This window comes from Rhizobium sp. 1399 (assembly GCF_031455475.1).
In the GTDB taxonomy this organism is placed as follows: Bacteria; Pseudomonadota; Alphaproteobacteria; order Rhizobiales; family Rhizobiaceae; genus Rhizobium.
Genome location: NZ_JAVDSU010000002.1, coordinates 785,134 through 803,500 on the forward strand (window position 1 = coordinate 785,134; position 18,367 = coordinate 803,500).

The window sequence follows — 18,367 nt, forward strand, 5'->3', positions numbered from 1 at the left end:
TCCATGTTTCGAACCAAACACAGCAGGCGGTTGGCAGCCGATGTTCTCACCTACATCGTCCTGTGTGCGCTCGGGACCTTCTGCCTTGGGCCGATCCTCTGGATGTTCCTGACCTCGCTGAAGGCAGAGACGGACATCGTCACCTCGCAGATGCAGTATATTCCCCAGCACGTGACATTTCAGAACTATGTGGCGATCTGGACGCAGTCTAACTTTCCGGTATTGATCACCAATAGTCTGATCGTAACGATCGTCACCGTCGCCATCTGCGTCGTTGCCGGCACACTGGCCGCTTATGCGTTTGCACGGATGACATTCCGCGGCCGCAACAGCCTCATGCTGGGCTATCTGCTGATCCGCATGTTCCCCGCCGTGATGATGATCATCCCGCTCTATGTGATGATGAAAACCGTGGGGCTGGTGGACAGCCGTTTCGGCCTAGCGCTTGCCTATACCAGCTTCCTGCTGCCGCTCTTCGTGTGGATGCTCAAGGGCTTCCTGGACGCCGCACCAAAGGAGCTGGAAAGCGCTGCGCGCATCGACGGGTCGACGCGTCTCGGCGCCATGGTCCGCATTGTCTTGCCGCTAGCGCGAAATGGTCTCCTCGCCAGTTCCGTCTTCATTGCCATCGCCGCCTGGAACGAGTTCATTTTTGCCCTCATGCTGACCACCGGGCAGGGGTCACGCACGTGGCCCGTCGGGCTCCAACTGATGGTCGGTGAATTCCAGCTTCCCTGGGGCGTTCTCGCCGCCGGAGGCATCCTCAGCATTCTGCCCGTCATGCTTCTTTTTGCAATTGTCCAACGGGCGATGGTCCAGGGGCTCACTGCCGGTGCGATCAAGGGTTGAAGGGACAATATCGAATGGCTACGCTCTCACTCAAAAACATCCGAAAGTCCTACGGCGCGCTTGAAGTTCTTCACGGGATAGACGTCGAGCTGGAGGACGGCGGTTTCCTTGTTCTGCTTGGACCATCCGGCTGCGGCAAGTCGACCTTGCTCAACATTATCGCAGGGCTCGACGATTCCTCCAGCGGCGATATCGCCATCGGCGGTCGCTCGGTATCGGCTCTGCCGCCGAAAGACCGCAATATCGCGATGGTCTTCCAGTCCTACGCGCTCTACCCGACGATGTCGGTCGAACGTAACATCGGTTTTGGTCTGGAGATGCGCGGTGTGCCTGCGGATCAGCGGCGCGAAGCCGTGGCGCAAGCGGCCGACATGCTGCAGGTCACGCATCTCCTCGATCGCAAACCGGCAAACCTGTCCGGCGGGCAGCGCCAGCGCGTGGCAATGGGCCGCGCAATCGTCCGGAATCCGGACCTGTTTCTGTTCGACGAGCCGCTTTCCAATCTTGATGCCAAGCTCAGGGTCGAGATGCGCACCGAGATCAAGAGGCTCCACGAGCGGCTCGGGACCAGTATCGTCTACGTGACGCACGACCAGATCGAAGCCATGACACTCGCCACCAAAGTGGCGGTCATGAAAGGCGGCCACCTTCAGCAGCTGGCCGATCCGCGAACCGTCTACGAGCGCCCCGCCAACATGTTTGTCGCCGGTTTCATCGGCTCACCGGCCATGAATTTCCTCCACGGGCGCGTGGTCGGAAGCGAGGGTGGCTGGCAGTTCAGGGCGGAAGGCGTAGCGCTGGAACTTGGATCCGGCAACGGTGGATTGACCGAGCGAGTCTTAATTCTCGGTGTTCGTCCGGAGGAGTTCAAGGTTGTGCAAGGACATGGCGCCTTCAATGGCGTCATCGACGTGGTCGAGCCGACGGGACCAGATACGATCCTGACGACTGTCATCGGCCGCCAAACCGTTATCGCCCGGGTGGAACCACGCTTTGCCGGAAAAAGGGGAGAGCCAATTGCCTTTGCTGTGGACCCATCGAGCGTCAGTCTCTTCGATGCAGAGACGCAGATGAGGCTATAGCGCTGACGTAGATTGGCTTCCTGTCGCGTCGCAGCATGGAGGCGAATGTCATCATTGGCGGACAGTTTTGGATTATCACGCCTTCTTCGCGAGACGTTGCCCGTTGGAAGTCTCAGAAGAGAACGAGAGACAGCAAAGACAAAATCAGTGCCGGAAACATGACGACAGTTCCGAGCTTCAGAAACTGCCACGCGCTGACGTGAAGTCCCTCGCGGCGAAGGACAGACAACCACAATATTGTTGCCAGGGATCCGGTGACGGAAAGGTTGGGGCCGAGATCGACTGCGATCAGCACCGCTCCGGCGATCTTGTCTGAGACATGCGCCGCCTGCACGGCGCTTCCCGCGACCAGGCCTGCCGGAAGATTGTTAACAAGGTTGCAGATAATCGCAACAAACACGCCTGCGATGCCAGCCGCCTGTGTTTCCGATGTTGCCGCGAGCAAGGCCAGTTGGTCTGAGAGCATGGTCGTCAGACCGGTGCGATCCAGGGCTTCCACGACGACGAACAAGCCAGCGACCAGAGGCAGGACGCTCCAACTGACGCCCTTGAAGGTCTCGATTGGACTTTGCCGGGTCAGCGCCAGGACGAGCACCGAGGTAATCGTGCCGGCGAGAAAGGTCGGCATACCCAAATCAATATGCATCGCCGATGCGGCGATAAGAATGATGGCCGTCAGGACAATTCCCCACCCGGCCAGCCGAGCGCTCGCCGAAAGGATCGGCCTGGCCACATTTTCGGCAACGCTGTCCGAAGCAAGAGCCCGGCGCTGGGTCCAGTAAAGGCAGCCAAACGTAACCACGATCGAAACGATCGACGGAAGCATGAACGTCGACATCCAGCGCGCCAGGGGCGGCATCTCGCCGCCAGCAAAGATTACCAGATTGGCGGGATTGGAGATGGGGAGGACAAAGCTCGCCGCATTGGCGATGAAGGCGCAGGTCAGGAGGTAGGGCATCGGGTCCCGAACCCGGGCAGCCCGGCAGGCAGCGAAGACGGCTGGGGTAAGAACGACGGCCGTCGCATCATTTGAGAGAAAGACCGTCACGATAACGCCAACCACATAGACAAGTAGGAACAGGCGTCTGGGGGAGCCGCTGGAGTGCGCTGTGGCGATCGCTGCAATCCAGTCGAACAGGCCTTCCCGACGAGCGAGTTCCGATAAAAGCATCATCCCGATCAGAAAGAGATATACGTCGCCGCCTTTCGAGATCCCCGCGATGACATCGTGTGGTCCAATCAGGCGAAAGGCAAAGAGCAACAAGGCGCCAAATATGGCCCATACCGCTTCCGGCCATCGGAATGGACGAACGACCACACCCATGGCGGTCAAGCCGGCAATGCTCCAGGTAATGGCGTGTTCTGTCATTCAGTCGCTGTTTTCGGTTGGCAGGCCGGCTTTTATCAGCCGACACGGCAGGCGCAAGAGAATTATCTCGGGGACGTTTGCCCGGGCCAATCGGAAGCACCAAGCGAGAAGGCCGATTTTCAGTTGCGCCAGGTCGCTGGCCGCAGACTGGTGTTAGCTCCCGCAGGATCGGCACAATACAAGGCTTTTGGTGTGGTTTTATCGGTCAAAGGCTAGGCGTCAATAGCGCTCCAGACTGAAACCACCTGATCCTGATCAAGATCTGTCCTTGGACGTCACCGGGCGTATGCAATTGTTTTGCCGAGGATTCGGCCGATAGCCGTTTCCGGCAGACCAAGATCGCGAACGCTACTCATATGGTTTAAGCCTTCGAGCCTTTCGTTGGTCACCGACAGTCCTTGCTGTCGCAAGCGCAATGCGAAGGCGTCCGCCTGCCGATGAAACGGCGGCGTTTCTTCAGCGCCGATCGCGATAGTGGCATGACACCCCTCGTCATAGGAATGCAGCATCGGCGAAAAGTCGGCAACCTCTCTATCGGTGATGGCTATCTCTGAACGCAGAAACGATGACTGCAGGGGCTTCAAGTCGTAAAGACCGCCAAGCAGGAGAGCCGCCGACACGCCCGAGAAAGCCTCCTGTCTATGAAAGAGGAAGCTCGCAAGATGCGCACCGGCGGAATGACCGCTGACCGTAAAAAGCGATACGTCGCCGCCGTGGGTCGCGATATGTTTAATCACCCATTGCTTGGCCCGTCGAACCTGGTCGACGAGCACCTCCATCCGGACATGCGGCATCAGGGCGTAATCGACGATGACGGCGATTGCCCCTGCGGCGGTAATAGTGTCGGCGACATAGGAGTAGTCGCGCTTGGAAAACATCCGCCAGTAGCCGCCGTGGATGAACATGTGCACCGGCAGCCCGTCACGCGTACCTTCCGGGTAGAAGATGTCCAGGGTTTCGCTTGCATCGCCTCCGTAGGAGATTTCCTTCATGCGGAGCCTTGCGCGGGTTGAAGCACTCCTTGCCTTGATCTCCGACACGATGGCGTCGAATTCCGGCACGTGTCCCCGTATGCGGAACGGATCGATCTCCAAAGATTTCCCCCCTGGCGTGTCAGAAGCTGGTTGCGATATATTTGGCTTCCATGAATTCGGCGATGCCGTGATGCTGCCCGCCCTCACGGCCGAGACCACTCTGCTTGACGCCGCCAAAGGGCGCCGCCGGATCGGAAACCAGACCCCGGTTGAGCGCGATCATACCCGCTTCCAAAGCAGAGGAAACGCGCAGTCCCCGCGTAATGTCGCGCGTGAAGACGTAAGCGGCAAGGCCGTATTCGGTGTTGTTGGCACGTCCTATCACCTCGTCCTCGGTCTCGAACCTGTAAAGAGGCGCAACCGGTCCGAAGATTTCCTCATGCGCCATCTCGACGCCATCAGGCATGTCGACAAGAACTGTCGGCGGGTAAAAATAACCCGGCCCAGCAGAGACCTCGCCGCCACACATGGCCCGCGCGCCCTTTTCCTTTGCGTCGCCAACCAGGCGATCAATTTTCTCCACAGCCTTGGGCGTGATCATCGGCCCGCATTCGGTCAGGGCGTCGACGCCCGGACCAACGGTCAGAGCTGCCATTCTTTTGGTCAACCCTTCAGCGAAGGCCGCGTAGATTCCGGACTGGACGTAGAGGCGGTTTGCGGCGGTGCAGGCCTCGCCGGCATTGCGCATCTTGGCAACCATCGCGCCGTCGAGCGCTGCCTCCAGATCGGCGTCGTCAAAAACGATGAACGGAGCGTTGCCGCCGAGCTCCATGGAACATGAGACGACATGCTTGGCCGCTTCTGCGAGAAGCAGGCGACCGACACCTGTCGAGCCCGTAAACGAAAGTTTTCTAACGCGTGGATCCGCCAGAATGGCGGCACTGAATGGGGCAGGGGCGCTTGTCGTCAGAACGTTGACGACGCCTGATGGTACGCCGGCCTCTTCATAGATCGAGGCCAGCGCGTAGGCCGTCAGTGGCGTCTCGCTTGCTGGCTTCAGGATGACGGTACAGCCAGCGGCGAGGGCCGGCGCGATCTTTCGCGTGGCCATCGCAGCAGGGAAGTTCCAGGGCGTGATCAGCAGGCAGATGCCGATCGGCTGGTAGTCGACAATGATCCGGTTGGCACCCGACGGAGCGACGCCGAATTCTCCCGTTATGCGGACGGCTTCTTCGGCGTTCCAGCGAAAGAACTCGGCGGCATAGGCGACCTCGCCGCGGGCGTCGCGCAGCGCCTTGCCGTTCTCGAGAGAGATCAGGGTAGCAAGCATTTCGGAACGCTCGATCATCAGCTCGAAACAGCGTCGCAAAATCTCCGAACGCTTGCGTGGTGGTGTCGATCGCCAGGCAGGCGCAGCCTGGGCCGCGGCCTCGACGCCTGCCTGCGCATCCTCGACGGTCGCGTCCGCTACAGCCGCAAGAAGCGCGCCGGTCGAGGGGTTGATCACATCGATCTTGCGCCCGTTTTTTGGCTGCCGCCAGCTCCCATCGATATAGAGGCCGCGGGCCGCAGCCTCGATGTCTGGCAGGTGGCTGTCGGCCTGTGGCACTTGCTGGGCAATGGTCATTTTGTTCCTCGAATTTTTAAAGGGCGGAGGCGGCAAGATCGCCGTCATAGGCGGCACGAACGAGACGTTTCATGGCGTCGATGTCGAAGGGCCGCGGGTTGTTCTTGATCAATCTGTCGATGCTGAGCGCCTGTTCGGCGGTCCAGTCGAGCTTGTCGGCGGAAAGCCCGAGATCGGCGAGCGTCGGCGTGATGCCGATGGCCTGAAAGAGCCTGCGGATCTCCTCAATGGCTGCGTCTGCCACCTCCTGCGTCGTCTTGCCGGTTGAATCCAGACCCAGCGCTTGCCCGATCTCAGCCATTTCGGTCATCGAGGCCGAGCGGTTGTAGTTCATGACATAGGGCATCATCGTTGCGACGCCGAGCCCATGGGCCGTATGGGTCAATGCGCCTGCGGGATACTGGATGGCGTGCGCTGCTGCGGTACCGGCCGTGCCGAATGCACAGCCGGCGGCCAACGCACCCATCATGACGTCAGCGCGCGCATCTTCGTTCGATCCCTCCTTGCAAGCCGCCTCCAGGCTGCGTCCCAAGAGCTTGATGGCGAGTAGCGCGAAATGATCAGTAAGTGTGCTCTTACCAATGAAGACATGGTTCTGTGGCAGCGACGGGTCGGTGCCGCGTCGAGCGGCCGTGAATGCCTCGATTGCATGAGTCAGTGCGTCTGCGCCTGCGACAGCGGTCAGGCCCGGCGGGCAGGACATCGTCAGGTCAGGATCGCAGATGGCCGCTGCGGCGATGAGATATGGGCTCGATATGCCGACCTTCAACGTCCGGTCCGGGTCGGAGATGACGGCAACCGGCGTCACCTCGGAGCCGGTCCCCGCCGTAGTCGGGATAGCGATGATCGGGATTGTCGGACCGGGAACCTTGAACTCACCGTAATAGTCGGCGAGGCTTCCGCCGTGGCTCAGCAGAAGGGCGGCGCATTTTGCCATGTCGAGGCAACTCCCTCCGCCTATCCCGATCACCATGTCGGGCGCGAAGCTTCGAGCCTCTTCAACGCATGAGGCAACAGTGTCGCGCGGGACATCCGGTAACACCCGGTCGTAGACCAATGGCTCGATCGATGCTGCGTTCAGCGCGGCGACGAGTTCGGCGAATGTGGACGTTCCTGCGAGGCGCTCATCCGTGCAGATCAGTGCCCTTCGACCAAGCCTGGTGGCGACCGCCGGCAGCGCAAAACGTTGACCTTTGCCGAACAGGATTTCTTTCGGGAGCCTGATGGCGGCGAAGAGGGTCATTGTGCTGGTCCTTTCACCAGTTGTGGGATGAAGAAAGACCGTGAGGAAGTGTCGCAAAATTGGCGCGCGATTTCTTTCGCACCCACCCAAATGACCCTCATGAAACCTCCGATATAAAATCCTATAGGATATGGGATTGCATATCGCCGAGCATCGTGTTAGCGATTGTTCCTGTCAAGAGGCAAAAGAAATACAGGGCCGGAATACGATGATGCTCAATGCCACGCCTGATCCGAGTGGTTTCATCCAGCGCAGCAACAGTCTCGCGGACAGCGTCTACGAGGTGATTTTTGCGCAGTTAATGTCCTTGAAGATCGCTCCAGGTGCGCGCATCACCGTCGATAATCTTGTCAAGGAGTTCAACGTCTCCCAGACCCCGATCCGCGAAGCGCTCGGCCGCCTCGAGGGAGAGGGACTTGTCGTCAAGACGCATCTCATCGGTTACAGCGCTGCCCCGCAGATCACCCATCGGCGCTTCGACGAGCTTTACCATTTGCGGCTGCTTCTCGAACCTGATGGTGCGGCAAGGGCAGCAAGGGCGATGGACGATGAGAAGCTTGCCATCCTGCGGGAGGCGGCCGGTGTCATGGGGCGCCGGGAAGGAGGCGATGAACGGCTACGCTATTCGACCTTCGCGCGGCAAGACGCCCTTTTCCATGACAGGATCATGGAATTTGCCGGCAACGAGCTCATTCGCCAAACCCTTAGCCACCAGCACACGCATTTTCACATTTTTCGACTGATGTTCCATTCCCGCGTCACCGAAGAGGCGTTGGACGAGCACGAGGCACTTCTCGCCGCCTTCGCTGCAGGCGACCCGTCGGCCGCCGAAAAGGCAATGAGAACCCATCTCGAACATTCGCGGGACCGGCTCGTGCCGGCCTTCGATTAAGGGGCGGGTAATGTCGAACGTCATGACCATCGAGAGGAGAGGGAGGAGCGTGGTGGCCGAGACAGAAGACCTCGCCTCTCGTCCGGTCCTTCGTGCAGAGGGCATGTCGAAGCAATACGGATCCGTCACCGTACTCTCGGAGGTCACGCTCGATATCTTGCCCGGTGAGATCCATGCCATCATCGGCGAGAATGGCGCCGGCAAGTCGACATTCATGCGGCTCCTCTCCGGTTATGCCGAACCCACTGCCGGAACGCTGTCGATGGACAGCCGCAAGGTCGGTTTCTCGAAGCCGGAGCAGGCCCAGGAGGCGGGTATCGTTCTGGTGCACCAGGAGATCCTACTTGCCGATGCCCTGACCGTTGCCGAAAATCTCTTCCTCGGCCGGGAACTGATGCGCCATGGCTTGGTCGATGATCGGACGATGCGGCGTCTGGCCGTCGAAAAGCTTCACGACCTCGGCTGCCACGTGTCGCCGAATGCTCTGGTGCGCGACATCTCGCTTGCAGATCGCCAGCTCGTGCAGATCGCGCGCGCACTTCTCGACGACTACAAGCTTGTCATTTTCGATGAGCCCACCGCAGTCCTGACGGGTGAGGAGGTCGAGCGGCTGCTCGCAATCATCCTGCAGCTGAAGGAACAGGGTGCGGCGGTGCTCTACATCAGCCACCGCCTGGATGAGGTCCAGCGGCTTGCCGACAAGGTGACGGTGCTCAGAGACGGCAAGATGGTCGGCACATATCCCGGCCATAGGCTGACGCAGATGGACATGGCGCGGCTGATGGTCGGGCGCGATCTCGCTGCACTTTATCCTGAGAAGACCGCAAAGCCGGCTTTACAGGCGATGCTTGAAGTCCGGGACCTCAGCGTTCCTGGCTTTGCAAGCGACATCTCGTTTACCGCCCACAAAGGCGAAGTCCTCGGATTTGCTGGCATGATCGGTGCTGGCCGCACCGAAGTGTTCGAGGGCATCATGGGCCTGCGTCCCGCCACGGGAACCGTAAAATTGCAGGGCAGGGCGATCGACATCAGGCGCCCCCGGGCGGCGATGGATGCCGGCATCGGTTACCTGACTGAAGACCGCAAGGGCAAGGGGCTGCTGCTACAAGAGCGACTCGCGCCGAACCTCACGCTGTCCGCCCTCAGCAGGTTTCATCCCGGCCTTCTGATGCGCCGCCGCCGCGAGCAGGGCGCGCTTGTCGAGGCCGTCAACGCCTACGACATCCGCCTGAAAAGTTACGCGGTCAAGGCGGGCCAGCTTTCCGGCGGCAACCAGCAGAAGCTTCTGCTTGCCAAGGTGCTTCTCACCGAGCCTTCGGTCGTGGTCATCGACGAGCCGACGCGCGGGATCGACATCGCCAATAAGGCCCAGATCTATGCCTTCATCGAGCGCCTTGTCGCGGAGGGCCGGACTTGCATCGTCATCTCGTCCGAAATGCAGGAACTGATCGGGATCTGCGACAGGATTCTTGTGATGCGGGAGGGGCGCATCACAGGAGAGGTGACGAGCGACAGAATGACGGAACATGAGATTGCGCTTCTTGCCACCAGCGAAACGACGCTTGTGGCGAAGCAGGGAGGAAGGCAATGACTGTGATTACGGGTTCGACGCCGGTTCGGCCGGAGCGGGAATGGAACATCGGCTGGTCGGATGTCGGTCCTTTCCTTGCGCTTCTGGCGCTGCTGGTGATCGGTTTTTCGGTCAACTCGGATTTTCTCTCTGCGACCAATCTCGGCAATGTGATCACGCGAAGCGCTTTCATTGCCATCATCGCGGTCGGTGCCACCTTCGTTATCTCGTCCGGCGGGCTGGATCTCTCCGTCGGTTCGATGGCCGCGTTCATCACCGGCATAACCATCATGTTCATGAATAGGATGGCTCCCGACTGGGGTGTTCTGGCAATTCCCGCCGGCATGGCGGTCGCGCTCGTCGTCGGGCTCATCTGCGGGCTGATGAACGGGGTCATCGTTACGGTCGGAAAGATCGAGCCCTTCATCGCAACGCTCGGCACTATGGGGATCTTCCGGGCCCTCATCACCTATATGTCGGACGGCGGAACGATCCCGATCGATCGCAGCCTCCGCGACGCCTATCGGCCCGTCTATTTCGGGACCCTCGGCGGTATTCCTTTCCCGATCCTCATCTCGATTGCCGTCGCCGCCATCGCATCCTTCATCCTCTACAAGATGAAATATGGCCGGAAATGCGCCGCCGTTGGTGCAAACGAGGACGTTGCTCGCTATTCAGGCATTTCTATCATCAAGACGCGCACGATCGCCTATGCGATCCAGGGCGCTTGCGTTGCGATCGCCGCGATCTGCTACGTGCCGCGCCTCGGTGCCGCAACGCCGACCACTGGCGTGTTGTGGGAATTGCAAGTCATCACTGCGGTCGTCATCGGCGGAACCGCACTGCGCGGCGGCAAGGGCCATGTCTGGGGCACGGTCGCCGGGGCGGTCATTCTCGAGCTCATTGCCAACCTCATGGTGCTCTCGGATTTCGTGTCCGAATATCTCGTCGCCGGCGTTCAAGGCGTCATCATCATCATCGCCATGCTCATACAGAGGTTCTCGAAGTAACCGCGTCCGGACCGCGCGGATTGATGTTTGTGGTCCGATTCTGGGAGGAATGAATGTCTAAAAAATGGATTGCCGCCTTGGCCGTCAGTACGGTGCTGCTCGCCAGCCAGGCCCTTTCGGCAGACAAAAAGGTCGTCGCAGTGTCGATCCCGGCAGCCGACCATGGCTGGACGGCGGGCATCGTCTATCACGCGCAGGCCGCCGCCAAGGAAATCAATGCCGCCTTTCCGAATGTCGAGGTCGTCGTGAAGACCTCGCCCTCGGCAACGGCGCAGGTGAGCGCGCTTGAAGATCTCTCCGCAGGACGAAAGCTCGATGCGCTGGTCATCCTGCCCTATACGTCAGAGGAACTGACAACGCCGGTCAAGGCGGTCAAGGATGCAGGCACTTTTATCACCGTCGTGGATCGTGGCCTGAACGACCAGTCCATCCAGGACCTCTACCTTGCCGGCGACAACATCGCGGTCGGCCGCAATACGGCGAAGTTCATGATCGACAAGCTGGGCGGCAAAGGCAACCTGGTCGTTTTGCGCGGCATTCCGACTGTCATCGACGATGAACGCATCCAAGGCTTCCAGGACGCCATCAAGGGAACCGATCTCAAGGTTCTGGACATCCAGTACGCGAACTGGAACAGTGACGACGCCTTCAAGCTGATGCAGGACTATCTCGCCAAATACCCGCAAATCGACGCGGTCTGGGCAAACGACGACGATATGCTTCTCGGCGTACTCGAGGCCGTTAAGGAATCGGGCCGCAAGGACATCAAGCTCGCCCTCGGCGGCAATGGCATGAAGGACATCGTCAAGAAGGTCATCGACGGCGATCAGATGACACCCGTCGAGACACCCTATCCGCCGTCGATGATCAAGACCGCCATCTACATGACCGTTGCTAATATTGTCGGCCAGGCGCCGGTGCGAGGCACTGTCAAGCTGGATGCGCCGCTGATCACGCAGGAGAATGCCAAGGAATATTACTTCCCCGACTCTCCATTCTGACAATACCTGAAACCGGGGCGGCCGCGGCCGCCCCATTGCATGAAGAAGAGGAGCAAATCATGCCTGGTAAGAAGATACTAATGCTGACCGGTGAGTTCACCGAGGAATACGAAATCTACGTCTATCAGCAGGCGATGGAGGCAGTTGGCCATACAGTCCACGTCATCTGCCCCGATAAGAAGGCTGGCGAGCTGATAAAAACCTCGCTCCACGATTTCGAAGGCGATCAGACCTACACGGAGAAGCTCGGGCACTTCTTCACGATCAACAAGACATTCTCGGAGGCCGAGGCGCAGCTCGACCAGTATCATGCAGTCTATTGCGCAGGCGGTCGCGGCCCCGAATACATCCGGACCGACAAACGCGTCCAGACAATCGTTCGCCATTTCCACGAGAAGCAGAAGCCGATCTTTACGATTTGCCACGGCGTCCAAATTCTGATCGCAGTCGATGGCGTTGTGCGCGGCAAGAAGGTGGGTGCCTTGGGGGCTTGCGAGCCGGAAGTCACGCTGGCGGGCGGTACCTATATCGATCTGTCGCCGACGGAAGCCTATGTCGATGGCACCATGGTTTCGGCGAAGGGATGGACTGCACTTGCGGCATTCATCCGCGAATGCCTCAAGGTGCTGGGCACGGAAATCCGCCACAGCGACGATATCGCCAAGGCTGCTTGAACCTTCACTCTTGTTACACCTTGTTCCCTTGGTTTGATGATCAGGCAATCCTCGTAGGACGCGGGGATTGCCTTTCCAGGGACGGTCCTTATGTGTCCCCGGGTGGCAGATGCATGGGTAGCGTCATCTGCCGGCAGCAAATCACGGTGGGGACGAGAGCGCCTGCCGCGATCTGCCGGATCTCGCTTCAATCTAAATTATGAATATAAGCGCGTCGCGCGCGAGACAATTCCGGCTCCCGCCTTTCCGTCGCCGGCTGCGCGGCGCCGCCGTTCGAGTTGCTAGGCCGTTGCAGCGAAATCTGCGCTCAGCACGGCCTCCTTCAGCGCACGCGAGTAGGGGTGCTGAGGATTGTCGAGGACCTTGCGCGCCGCGCCCTGCTCGACGATCTCGCCTTTGCGCATGATGATAATCCGGTCGCTGATGTAGTAGGCGGTGGCGAGATCATGGGTGATGTAAACGATCGAAAGTCCGAGCTCGCGTTTCAGTTGTTCGAAAAGACTGACGATTGCCATGCGCAGTGACGCATCGACCATGGATACCGGCTCGTCGGCGATAAGCAGGCGTGGCTGCGGGATCAGAGCACGGGCAATTGCGGCGCGCTGGAGCTGGCCTCCGGACAGTTCGTGCGGAAACCGGCCCTTCACTTCCGCAAGACTAAGGCCCACATGGTCGAGAGCCTCGTCGGCCAATCGTTCGATCTGCTGCCGGTCCAACTTGCCCGCGCCAGCTGAGAAGTTCCGCGCCGTTTCGAAAAGGTAGCGATCCACGCGCTTGAGCGGGTTGAAGGCTTCGAAGGGATTCTGCAGGACTGGCTGCACTTCCCTCATGAAGGCGCGACGCTCGGCCTTTCCGTGGAGGGCCACCACTTTCTGACGAAATTGGAGTTCGCCTTGCGTGGGCGCTGTCTGTCCGAGGATCATCGCTGCGATCGTTGATTTTCCGGAACCGGATTCTCCGACGATGGAGAGAATCTCTGGCTCGCTGCCGATCTCGAAGCTGACATCGTTGACCGCCACAATCTGCCGCCGGCCAAGCATGCCGCCCTGACGGTAGATCTTCGTGACATGAGAGAGAGTGAGAAGAGCGCTCAAGCCTGATCTCCCGTAACCGCAAAGCAAGCCACTCGCCGATCTGGCTCAACCGTGATCATCGGTGGGACCTTCTGCGAACAGATCTCCATCCGCTTCGGACAGCGCGGATGGAACCGGCAGCCCTCGGGCGGCATGGCAAGGTTCGGCGGACGGCCTTCGAGCGAGGGCCGGGCCTTCGCATCGCCGATACGCGGCAGGCTGCCGACTAGATGCTGCGTGTAAGGGTGCAGCGGCAGGGCAAAGAGCTTGCGGGTCGGCGCTTCCTCGACGAGGCGACCGGCGTAGACGATGCCGACGCGGTCAGAAACCGTCGCATGCACGCCCATATCGTGAGTGACGAACAAGAAGGAGGAGCCTATCTCACGTTGGATTTCGCGGATCATCGACAGCACGTCGCGCTGGACGATGACGTCGAGCGCCGTTGTCGGCTCGTCGGCAATGATGAATTCGGGTGTCAGGATCGTTGCGAGCGCGATCGTCATGCGTTGGCGCATGCCACCGGAGAGTTCGTGCGGATAGGCCTGGAGCAGATGCGGATCAAGTTTCAGTCTCTCAAGATGCGAGCCGACTTTTATGAAGAACTCATTCTTGCCGACCTTCATGTGCCGGAAGGCGAAATCGGTGAAGGAGTGGTGGATGCGCCGAACCGGGTTCAGCACATTCATCGACGCTTGCATGATATAGGATAGGTACAGCCAGCGAAGCGCCATACGCTCGTCCGGCGTCATGGCGTACATGTCCTGCGTGCCACCGGCAAAATGGAATATCACCTTGCCAGATACGACCTTGAGCGGCGGCCGGATGGCGCCGGCAATGGTCTTGATCAAGGTTGTTTTGCCACTGCTGGATTCGCCGGCGATCCCATAGATCTCGCCGCGCCCGATCGTCAGGGTGATGTCGTCGACGGCGCGCACCTCGCGATCGACGCCGTAAAGGAAGGCGCGGTAATAGGCTTTCAGGTTCTGGACTTCGACCAGGGCATCCATGGCTAGCCTCCCATCCGGTTCAGCCGGCTGCGCGGATCGTTGTATTCGTTCATCGACATGGACAGGAGAAACAGCGCCAGGAAGAGAACGACGATGACGGCAACGGGTGCAGCCACCCACCACCATATTCCCGCTATCAGCGCCGAATGGGCATTCGCCCAGTAGATCATCATGCCCATGGTCGGCGTCTCGATATCGGTGAAGCCCAGCACCGACAGGGTGATCTCCATGCCGATCGACCAGATCATGTTGTTCATCGTGGTGGCGAAGACGATCGGCAATACATAGGGCAGGTGCTCCTGGACGAGGATCTTGCGCATGCTCATGCCGGAATAGACGCTCTGGGTGGTGAAGGGTCTCGTCTTCAGACCGATCGCGACCGAACGGATGAGGCGGGCATCGTAGGACCAGCCGAGCGCGGCCATGATGACGATCAGCGCAGTCCAGGTCATGCTGTCCTTCAGCACGAAATAGAACAGGATCAACAGAGGGAACTGCGGGATGACCATGACGCTGTCATTGATGGCCATCAGCACCCGGTCGACCGTGCCGCCGGCATAACCAGCGACGAGACCGACGACCAGCGATATGATGCGCGAAAGGAAGGCGACGCCGATGCCGAAAAACAAGGTGTTGCGAAGTGCGGTCGTCAACTGCCAGAAAACGTCCTGGCCGCGGGATGTCGTGCCGAGCCAATAATCGCCATCGGGCGGCATGTCGGGTGGCAGCAGATAGATGTCGGTCGCGCCGTAGGGCGAGAAATAGGACATGATGACTAGGCCGACGATGATGGCAAAGAGCAGCAGGCCGCAGAGGAATTCCATATTCTGGCGCGCGAGGTCGCGGACGATCGTAAACATGCTCTATTCCACCTTGATGCGCGGATCGATCAGCGGGCTCAGAATGTCGATGATGAAGACGGCGGCGGCGACGCCGACGATCGACAAGGCGCTGAGGCCGAGCACCAGGCTGTAGTCGCCGGCATGCACCGCCGAGATCAGCAGGTTGCCGATGCCGGGATAGCCGAAGACGATTTCGGTGATGACCGTGCCGTTGAAGATCGCGCCGAGCGACATGGCAAGCCCGGTGAATTGTGGCACCATGGCGTTGCGGGCGATGTAGGAGCGGAGGATCTTCCTTTTGGGAACGCCGCCAAGCTCGGCGAAGACGACGTAATCATCGGTGATGATGTTGGAAACCAGCGCGCGCATGCCGATCAGCCAGCTTCCAGCTCCTACAAGGATCAGCGACAGGGCCGGCAGGATGGAGTGTTTCAGGATATCGAGGACCAGCGCGAAGGAGAGGTCCAGATTGGCGTTCATCTCGTAGCCGCCATTGATCGGCAGCACCGGCCAGAGATAGCCGAAGATAATGAGAAGGACGAAGGCGAGGATATAATAGGGAATGGGCAGCAGGGCGATGAAGACGAGGCTGACGCCCTTCAGCACCATATTCTTCCGGTAGTAGCCGGCAAGCGCGCCGATCGCATTGCCGAGCACGAAGGTGATCAGCGTCGACACCGTCATTAGCCCGACAGTCCAGGGTAGGGAGCGCAGAATGATTGTGGTGACCGGTGTCGGAAAAGCCGAAAGCGAGGGGCCGAGATCGCCGGTCGCCAGCCGCAGCCAGAAATGCAGGTACTGCTGCCAGATCGAACCTTCCATTCCGTAGAGTTCGCGAAGCGACTGACGCATCAGTTCGATCGCATTCGGATCGGACTGCCCCATCTGGGTGATGGCGCCTATGCTTTCTTCGACCGGATCGATCGGGGTCAGGTGGGTGACGAAGAATGTTATGGTCACGCCAAGAAATACAACGAGCAGAAACTGACCGAACCGCTTCAGCACAAAGATCAGATAGGACGTCATAGAGCAGTGGTTCCTCTCTGGTTCCCTTTTTCGAAAGGATTGACGGACATGGGGCGCATGCCCGTCAATAGGGGGCCGGCGCGACGTGATCGCGCCGGCGTTGGGAGGATTATTTCGGTTGTGCCGCCTTTAGTTTGACCATCATGAGCCTGGAATTCGCCCAATTCGGAACCGGGTCGGTATAGGGGTCTGATATCGTCGGATAACCGGTCCAATACGTCGTATCCATCGAGGTGAAGACGTTGTAGGACATCAGCGGGATCGTCGGCATTTCACGGGCGACCAGCTTCAGATAATCGTTGCCGAGCTCAATGCCCTTCGGATCGTCGGCGCTGATGCCGCGGATGCTTTCGATGATCTTGTCGAGCTCCGGATTGCTCCAACGCTGCCAGTTGCGCGGCGGCTGATTGTCACCCTTCTTTGCCACGAATTGCGAGTGCCAGCTGTCGAGGAAGAACGACAGGTCGGGATCGCCGCCCCAGGTCTCGACGCTCCAGGCAATCGCCACCTGGAAATCGCCGGGCTGCAGTGCAACCTGCCACAGTTTCGCGGCGGGCACGGCTTTGGCGTCGATGCCGAAAGAGGCCCATTGCTGTGCGATCAGGGTGCCTGCCCGGGTGAAGACGGAGCGCGTGTCGCCCTCAACCGTCATCCGGATCTTGAACGGTTGGCCGTCCGGGGTCATCCATTTGCCGCCGGTTTTCTTGAAGCCTGCCTTTTCCAGAAGTTCGGCTGCTGCCTGCGGATCCGGTTTCCACCAGCCGTAGCCGAATGCCGTGCTGATAGCCGCCGGATCGGTCGGGATCTGGTCCTTGAACTTCGGCTGCTTGCGCAGGATATCGGCAACCTGTTGCCCGACCGAGGGATCATAGGGCTTAATCTTTCGTTTGCCGGTATCAACCTCGAAATTCTTCAGCCAATCCTGCATCGGCGCCTGATAGTCTTTCATGGTGGCCGCCGTCGGCGGCACGCCGAGCGCCGAGAGCGTCGCAGCGCCACGGTAGCTTGCCATGTCAACGGCCTTGATGTCGATCAAGAGGGCCAGCGCCCAGCGCACATCGGCATTGTCGAATGGCGGATCCTGGGTGTTGAAAATCACAGCCGGAAGTGTCGGATCCGGATGGGCGAAGGGGAAGCCCGGGAACCAGGTATCGATCGTCTTGGACTTCTCCTTGAGGGTGAACATGCCCTCCGGCGTATTGTCGTGAATGATATCGAGATTGTGCTCGAGCTGCGCGATGGTGCGTTTATCCGGCGGGCCGGGATCGACATAGGTTACATATTTCGGAGCCGGCTCGCCGAAGCGTGCAAGTGATGTCCGCTGCCAGTCGTCCCGCTTCTCCCAGGTATACCATTGGCCCTGAGGGTCATAGGCCTTGAGCTTGTAGGCGCCGAGTGAGACCGGATTGGCGAAATCATAGCGCAGCGGATCGGCCACCTTCTCGAAGACATGCTTGGGCATGATCCAGGCGCCGTTCCAGCGAACGGTGAAAATGGCGTGGAAGCGCGAATTGGGCTTCTTCAGCTTGAAGACGACCGTATAGGGATCGGTCGCTTCAACGCTTGCCACCTGCACGGAAAAGGCAGCACTCCAGACCATGCCGGGATGGTCCATCTGCGTCTTGACCGTATAGACAAGGTCGTCGGCGGTGAATTCCACGCCGTCGCTCCAGTAGAGCCCCTTGCGCAGCTTCACCGTCATCTCGGTGAAGTCGGCATTATATTGCGGTTTGTCGGCGGCAAGGGAGTTGTCCCAGGTTGAGCCGCCGAGACCTTTTTCCGGATCGATGTACCAGAGCGTGTCCATGGTCAATTGCTGCAGGCCGGTTGAAACGCCGCCGCCGCCGTTGACCCAAATATTGAACCAGCCGGGATTCTTGATAGTGCCTTCCGGATTTTCGACGATGAGGGTGTCCTTGCGAGGCAAGGATTTATAGTCATCAGCCTTAGCCGCGGCCATCAGGCCGAGCGTCGCCAAGGCGACGCCGAATGCAAGCTTCTTCCAATGCTGCATAATCTCCTCCCTTTGAATGCGACGAGCACGCGGCCGCAATGGACGCATGGGACGTCGCGGTTTTGGGTTCGTAGCAGCATTGGGACTTGCGCTTGTCAGGTCCGATGCTTCTGC

General features: G+C 59.6%; 16 protein-coding genes. 7 read left to right on the top strand and 9 right to left on the bottom strand.

Annotated features, from left to right (window positions below; all coding sequences use genetic code 11):
* Positions 1-3: 3 nt before the first annotated feature.
* Both J2X71_RS09740 and J2X71_RS09745 read left to right on the top strand, forming a co-directional pair.
* Positions 4-849 carry a carbohydrate ABC transporter permease gene (locus J2X71_RS09740; RefSeq protein WP_113324376.1) on the top strand — a complete coding sequence of 282 codons (846 nt, stop codon included), beginning with the start codon at positions 4-6 and terminating at the stop codon, positions 847-849.
* 14 nt (positions 850-863) lie between these two features.
* Complete coding sequence (locus J2X71_RS09745) at positions 864-1,931, top strand: sn-glycerol-3-phosphate ABC transporter ATP-binding protein UgpC (RefSeq protein ID WP_310381685.1); 1,068 nt, start codon at positions 864-866, stop codon at positions 1,929-1,931.
* 112 nt (positions 1,932-2,043) lie between these two features.
* Here J2X71_RS09745 and J2X71_RS09750 read toward each other — a convergent pair whose 3' ends face one another.
* The 4 genes from J2X71_RS09750 to J2X71_RS09765 all read right to left on the bottom strand — a co-directional run bounded on the left by J2X71_RS09750 (position 2,044) and on the right by J2X71_RS09765 (position 7,144).
* On the bottom strand, positions 2,044-3,300 hold the full coding sequence (locus J2X71_RS09750; protein WP_310381687.1) for an arsenic transporter: 1,257 nt from the start codon (positions 3,298-3,300) through the stop codon (positions 2,044-2,046).
* 275 nt (positions 3,301-3,575) lie between these two features.
* A complete protein-coding gene (locus J2X71_RS09755) occupies positions 3,576-4,394 on the bottom strand; it encodes an alpha/beta hydrolase (protein ID WP_310381689.1) in 819 nt (272 codons plus the stop codon).
* 19 nt (positions 4,395-4,413) lie between these two features.
* Positions 4,414-5,901, bottom strand: coding sequence for an NAD-dependent succinate-semialdehyde dehydrogenase (locus J2X71_RS09760; RefSeq protein WP_310381692.1), 1,488 nt, complete (start codon positions 5,899-5,901; stop codon positions 4,414-4,416).
* Positions 5,902-5,917: 16 nt separating this feature from the next.
* Positions 5,918-7,144, bottom strand: coding sequence for an iron-containing alcohol dehydrogenase (locus tag J2X71_RS09765; protein ID WP_310381694.1), 1,227 nt, complete (start codon positions 7,142-7,144; stop codon positions 5,918-5,920).
* Positions 7,145-7,355: 211 nt separating this feature from the next.
* Here J2X71_RS09765 and J2X71_RS09770 point away from each other — a divergent pair, with 211 nt between their 5' ends.
* The 5 genes from J2X71_RS09770 to J2X71_RS09790 are packed head-to-tail and all read left to right on the top strand — an operon-like array spanning position 7,356 to position 12,291.
* Positions 7,356-8,036, top strand: a complete 681-nt coding sequence (locus J2X71_RS09770) for a GntR family transcriptional regulator (RefSeq protein WP_310382178.1) — start codon at positions 7,356-7,358, stop codon at positions 8,034-8,036.
* Positions 8,037-8,058: 22 nt separating this feature from the next.
* On the top strand, positions 8,059-9,627 hold the full coding sequence (locus J2X71_RS09775; protein ID WP_405049705.1) for a sugar ABC transporter ATP-binding protein: 1,569 nt from the start codon (positions 8,059-8,061) through the stop codon (positions 9,625-9,627).
* Entirely contained in the window at positions 9,624-10,616 is a 993-nt protein-coding gene (locus tag J2X71_RS09780; RefSeq protein WP_310381698.1) for an ABC transporter permease, read from the top strand. The genes J2X71_RS09775 and J2X71_RS09780 overlap by 4 nt, the downstream gene beginning before the upstream one ends.
* Before the next feature lie 53 nt (positions 10,617-10,669).
* On the top strand, positions 10,670-11,617 hold the full coding sequence (locus J2X71_RS09785) for a substrate-binding domain-containing protein (RefSeq protein WP_310381700.1): 948 nt from the start codon (positions 10,670-10,672) through the stop codon (positions 11,615-11,617).
* 59 nt (positions 11,618-11,676) lie between these two features.
* The gene (locus J2X71_RS09790) at positions 11,677-12,291 is read left to right on the top strand and encodes a DJ-1/PfpI family protein (RefSeq protein ID WP_310381702.1); all 615 of its coding nucleotides are present in this window, start codon (positions 11,677-11,679) and stop codon (positions 12,289-12,291) included.
* A gap of 281 nt (positions 12,292-12,572) precedes the next feature.
* On the opposite strand, the gene J2X71_RS09795 is transcribed toward J2X71_RS09790, so the two are convergent.
* The 5 genes from J2X71_RS09795 to J2X71_RS09815 form a co-directional block, all read right to left on the bottom strand.
* Positions 12,573-13,385, bottom strand: a complete 813-nt coding sequence (locus J2X71_RS09795) for an ABC transporter ATP-binding protein (RefSeq protein ID WP_310381704.1) — start codon at positions 13,383-13,385, stop codon at positions 12,573-12,575.
* Positions 13,382-14,371: an ABC transporter ATP-binding protein gene (locus J2X71_RS09800; protein WP_310381706.1), complete on the bottom strand. Its 990-nt coding sequence runs from the start codon at positions 14,369-14,371 to the stop codon at positions 13,382-13,384. The genes J2X71_RS09795 and J2X71_RS09800 overlap by 4 nt, the downstream gene beginning before the upstream one ends.
* 2 nt (positions 14,372-14,373) lie before the next feature.
* Complete coding sequence (locus tag J2X71_RS09805; RefSeq protein ID WP_310381708.1) at positions 14,374-15,231, bottom strand: ABC transporter permease; 858 nt, start codon at positions 15,229-15,231, stop codon at positions 14,374-14,376.
* A 3-nt stretch (positions 15,232-15,234) separates the two neighbouring features.
* Positions 15,235-16,239, bottom strand: coding sequence for an ABC transporter permease (locus J2X71_RS09810; protein ID WP_310381711.1), 1,005 nt, complete (start codon positions 16,237-16,239; stop codon positions 15,235-15,237).
* 109 nt (positions 16,240-16,348) lie between these two features.
* Positions 16,349-18,253, bottom strand: a complete 1,905-nt coding sequence (locus tag J2X71_RS09815; protein ID WP_310381713.1) for an ABC transporter substrate-binding protein — start codon at positions 18,251-18,253, stop codon at positions 16,349-16,351.
* Positions 18,254-18,367: the final 114 nt, after the last annotated feature.

Bases quoted from the DNA above. Each gene is read 5' to 3' on its own strand.
- J2X71_RS09745 (WP_310381685.1), top strand. From the start codon at position 864: ATGGCTACGCTCTCACTCAAAAACATCCGAAAGTCCTACGGCGCGCTT.
- J2X71_RS09790 (WP_310381702.1), top strand. From the start codon at position 11,677: ATGCCTGGTAAGAAGATACTAATGCTGACCGGTGAGTTCACCGAGGAA.
- J2X71_RS09810 (WP_310381711.1), bottom strand. From the start codon at position 16,239: ATGACGTCCTATCTGATCTTTGTGCTGAAGCGGTTCGGTCAGTTTCTG.
- J2X71_RS09815 (WP_310381713.1), bottom strand. From the start codon at position 18,253: ATGCAGCATTGGAAGAAGCTTGCATTCGGCGTCGCCTTGGCGACGCTC.
- J2X71_RS09740 (WP_113324376.1), top strand. From the start codon at position 4: ATGTTTCGAACCAAACACAGCAGGCGGTTGGCAGCCGATGTTCTCACC.
- J2X71_RS09780 (WP_310381698.1), top strand. From the start codon at position 9,624: ATGACTGTGATTACGGGTTCGACGCCGGTTCGGCCGGAGCGGGAATGG.
- J2X71_RS09760 (WP_310381692.1), bottom strand. From the start codon at position 5,901: ATGACCATTGCCCAGCAAGTGCCACAGGCCGACAGCCACCTGCCAGAC.
- J2X71_RS09785 (WP_310381700.1), top strand. From the start codon at position 10,670: ATGTCTAAAAAATGGATTGCCGCCTTGGCCGTCAGTACGGTGCTGCTC.
- J2X71_RS09805 (WP_310381708.1), bottom strand. From the start codon at position 15,231: ATGTTTACGATCGTCCGCGACCTCGCGCGCCAGAATATGGAATTCCTC.
- J2X71_RS09765 (WP_310381694.1), bottom strand. From the start codon at position 7,144: ATGACCCTCTTCGCCGCCATCAGGCTCCCGAAAGAAATCCTGTTCGGC.
- J2X71_RS09800 (WP_310381706.1), bottom strand. From the start codon at position 14,371: ATGGATGCCCTGGTCGAAGTCCAGAACCTGAAAGCCTATTACCGCGCC.
- J2X71_RS09770 (WP_310382178.1), top strand. From the start codon at position 7,356: ATGCTCAATGCCACGCCTGATCCGAGTGGTTTCATCCAGCGCAGCAAC.
- J2X71_RS09750 (WP_310381687.1), bottom strand. From the start codon at position 3,300: ATGACAGAACACGCCATTACCTGGAGCATTGCCGGCTTGACCGCCATG.
- J2X71_RS09775 (WP_405049705.1), top strand. From the start codon at position 8,059: ATGACCATCGAGAGGAGAGGGAGGAGCGTGGTGGCCGAGACAGAAGAC.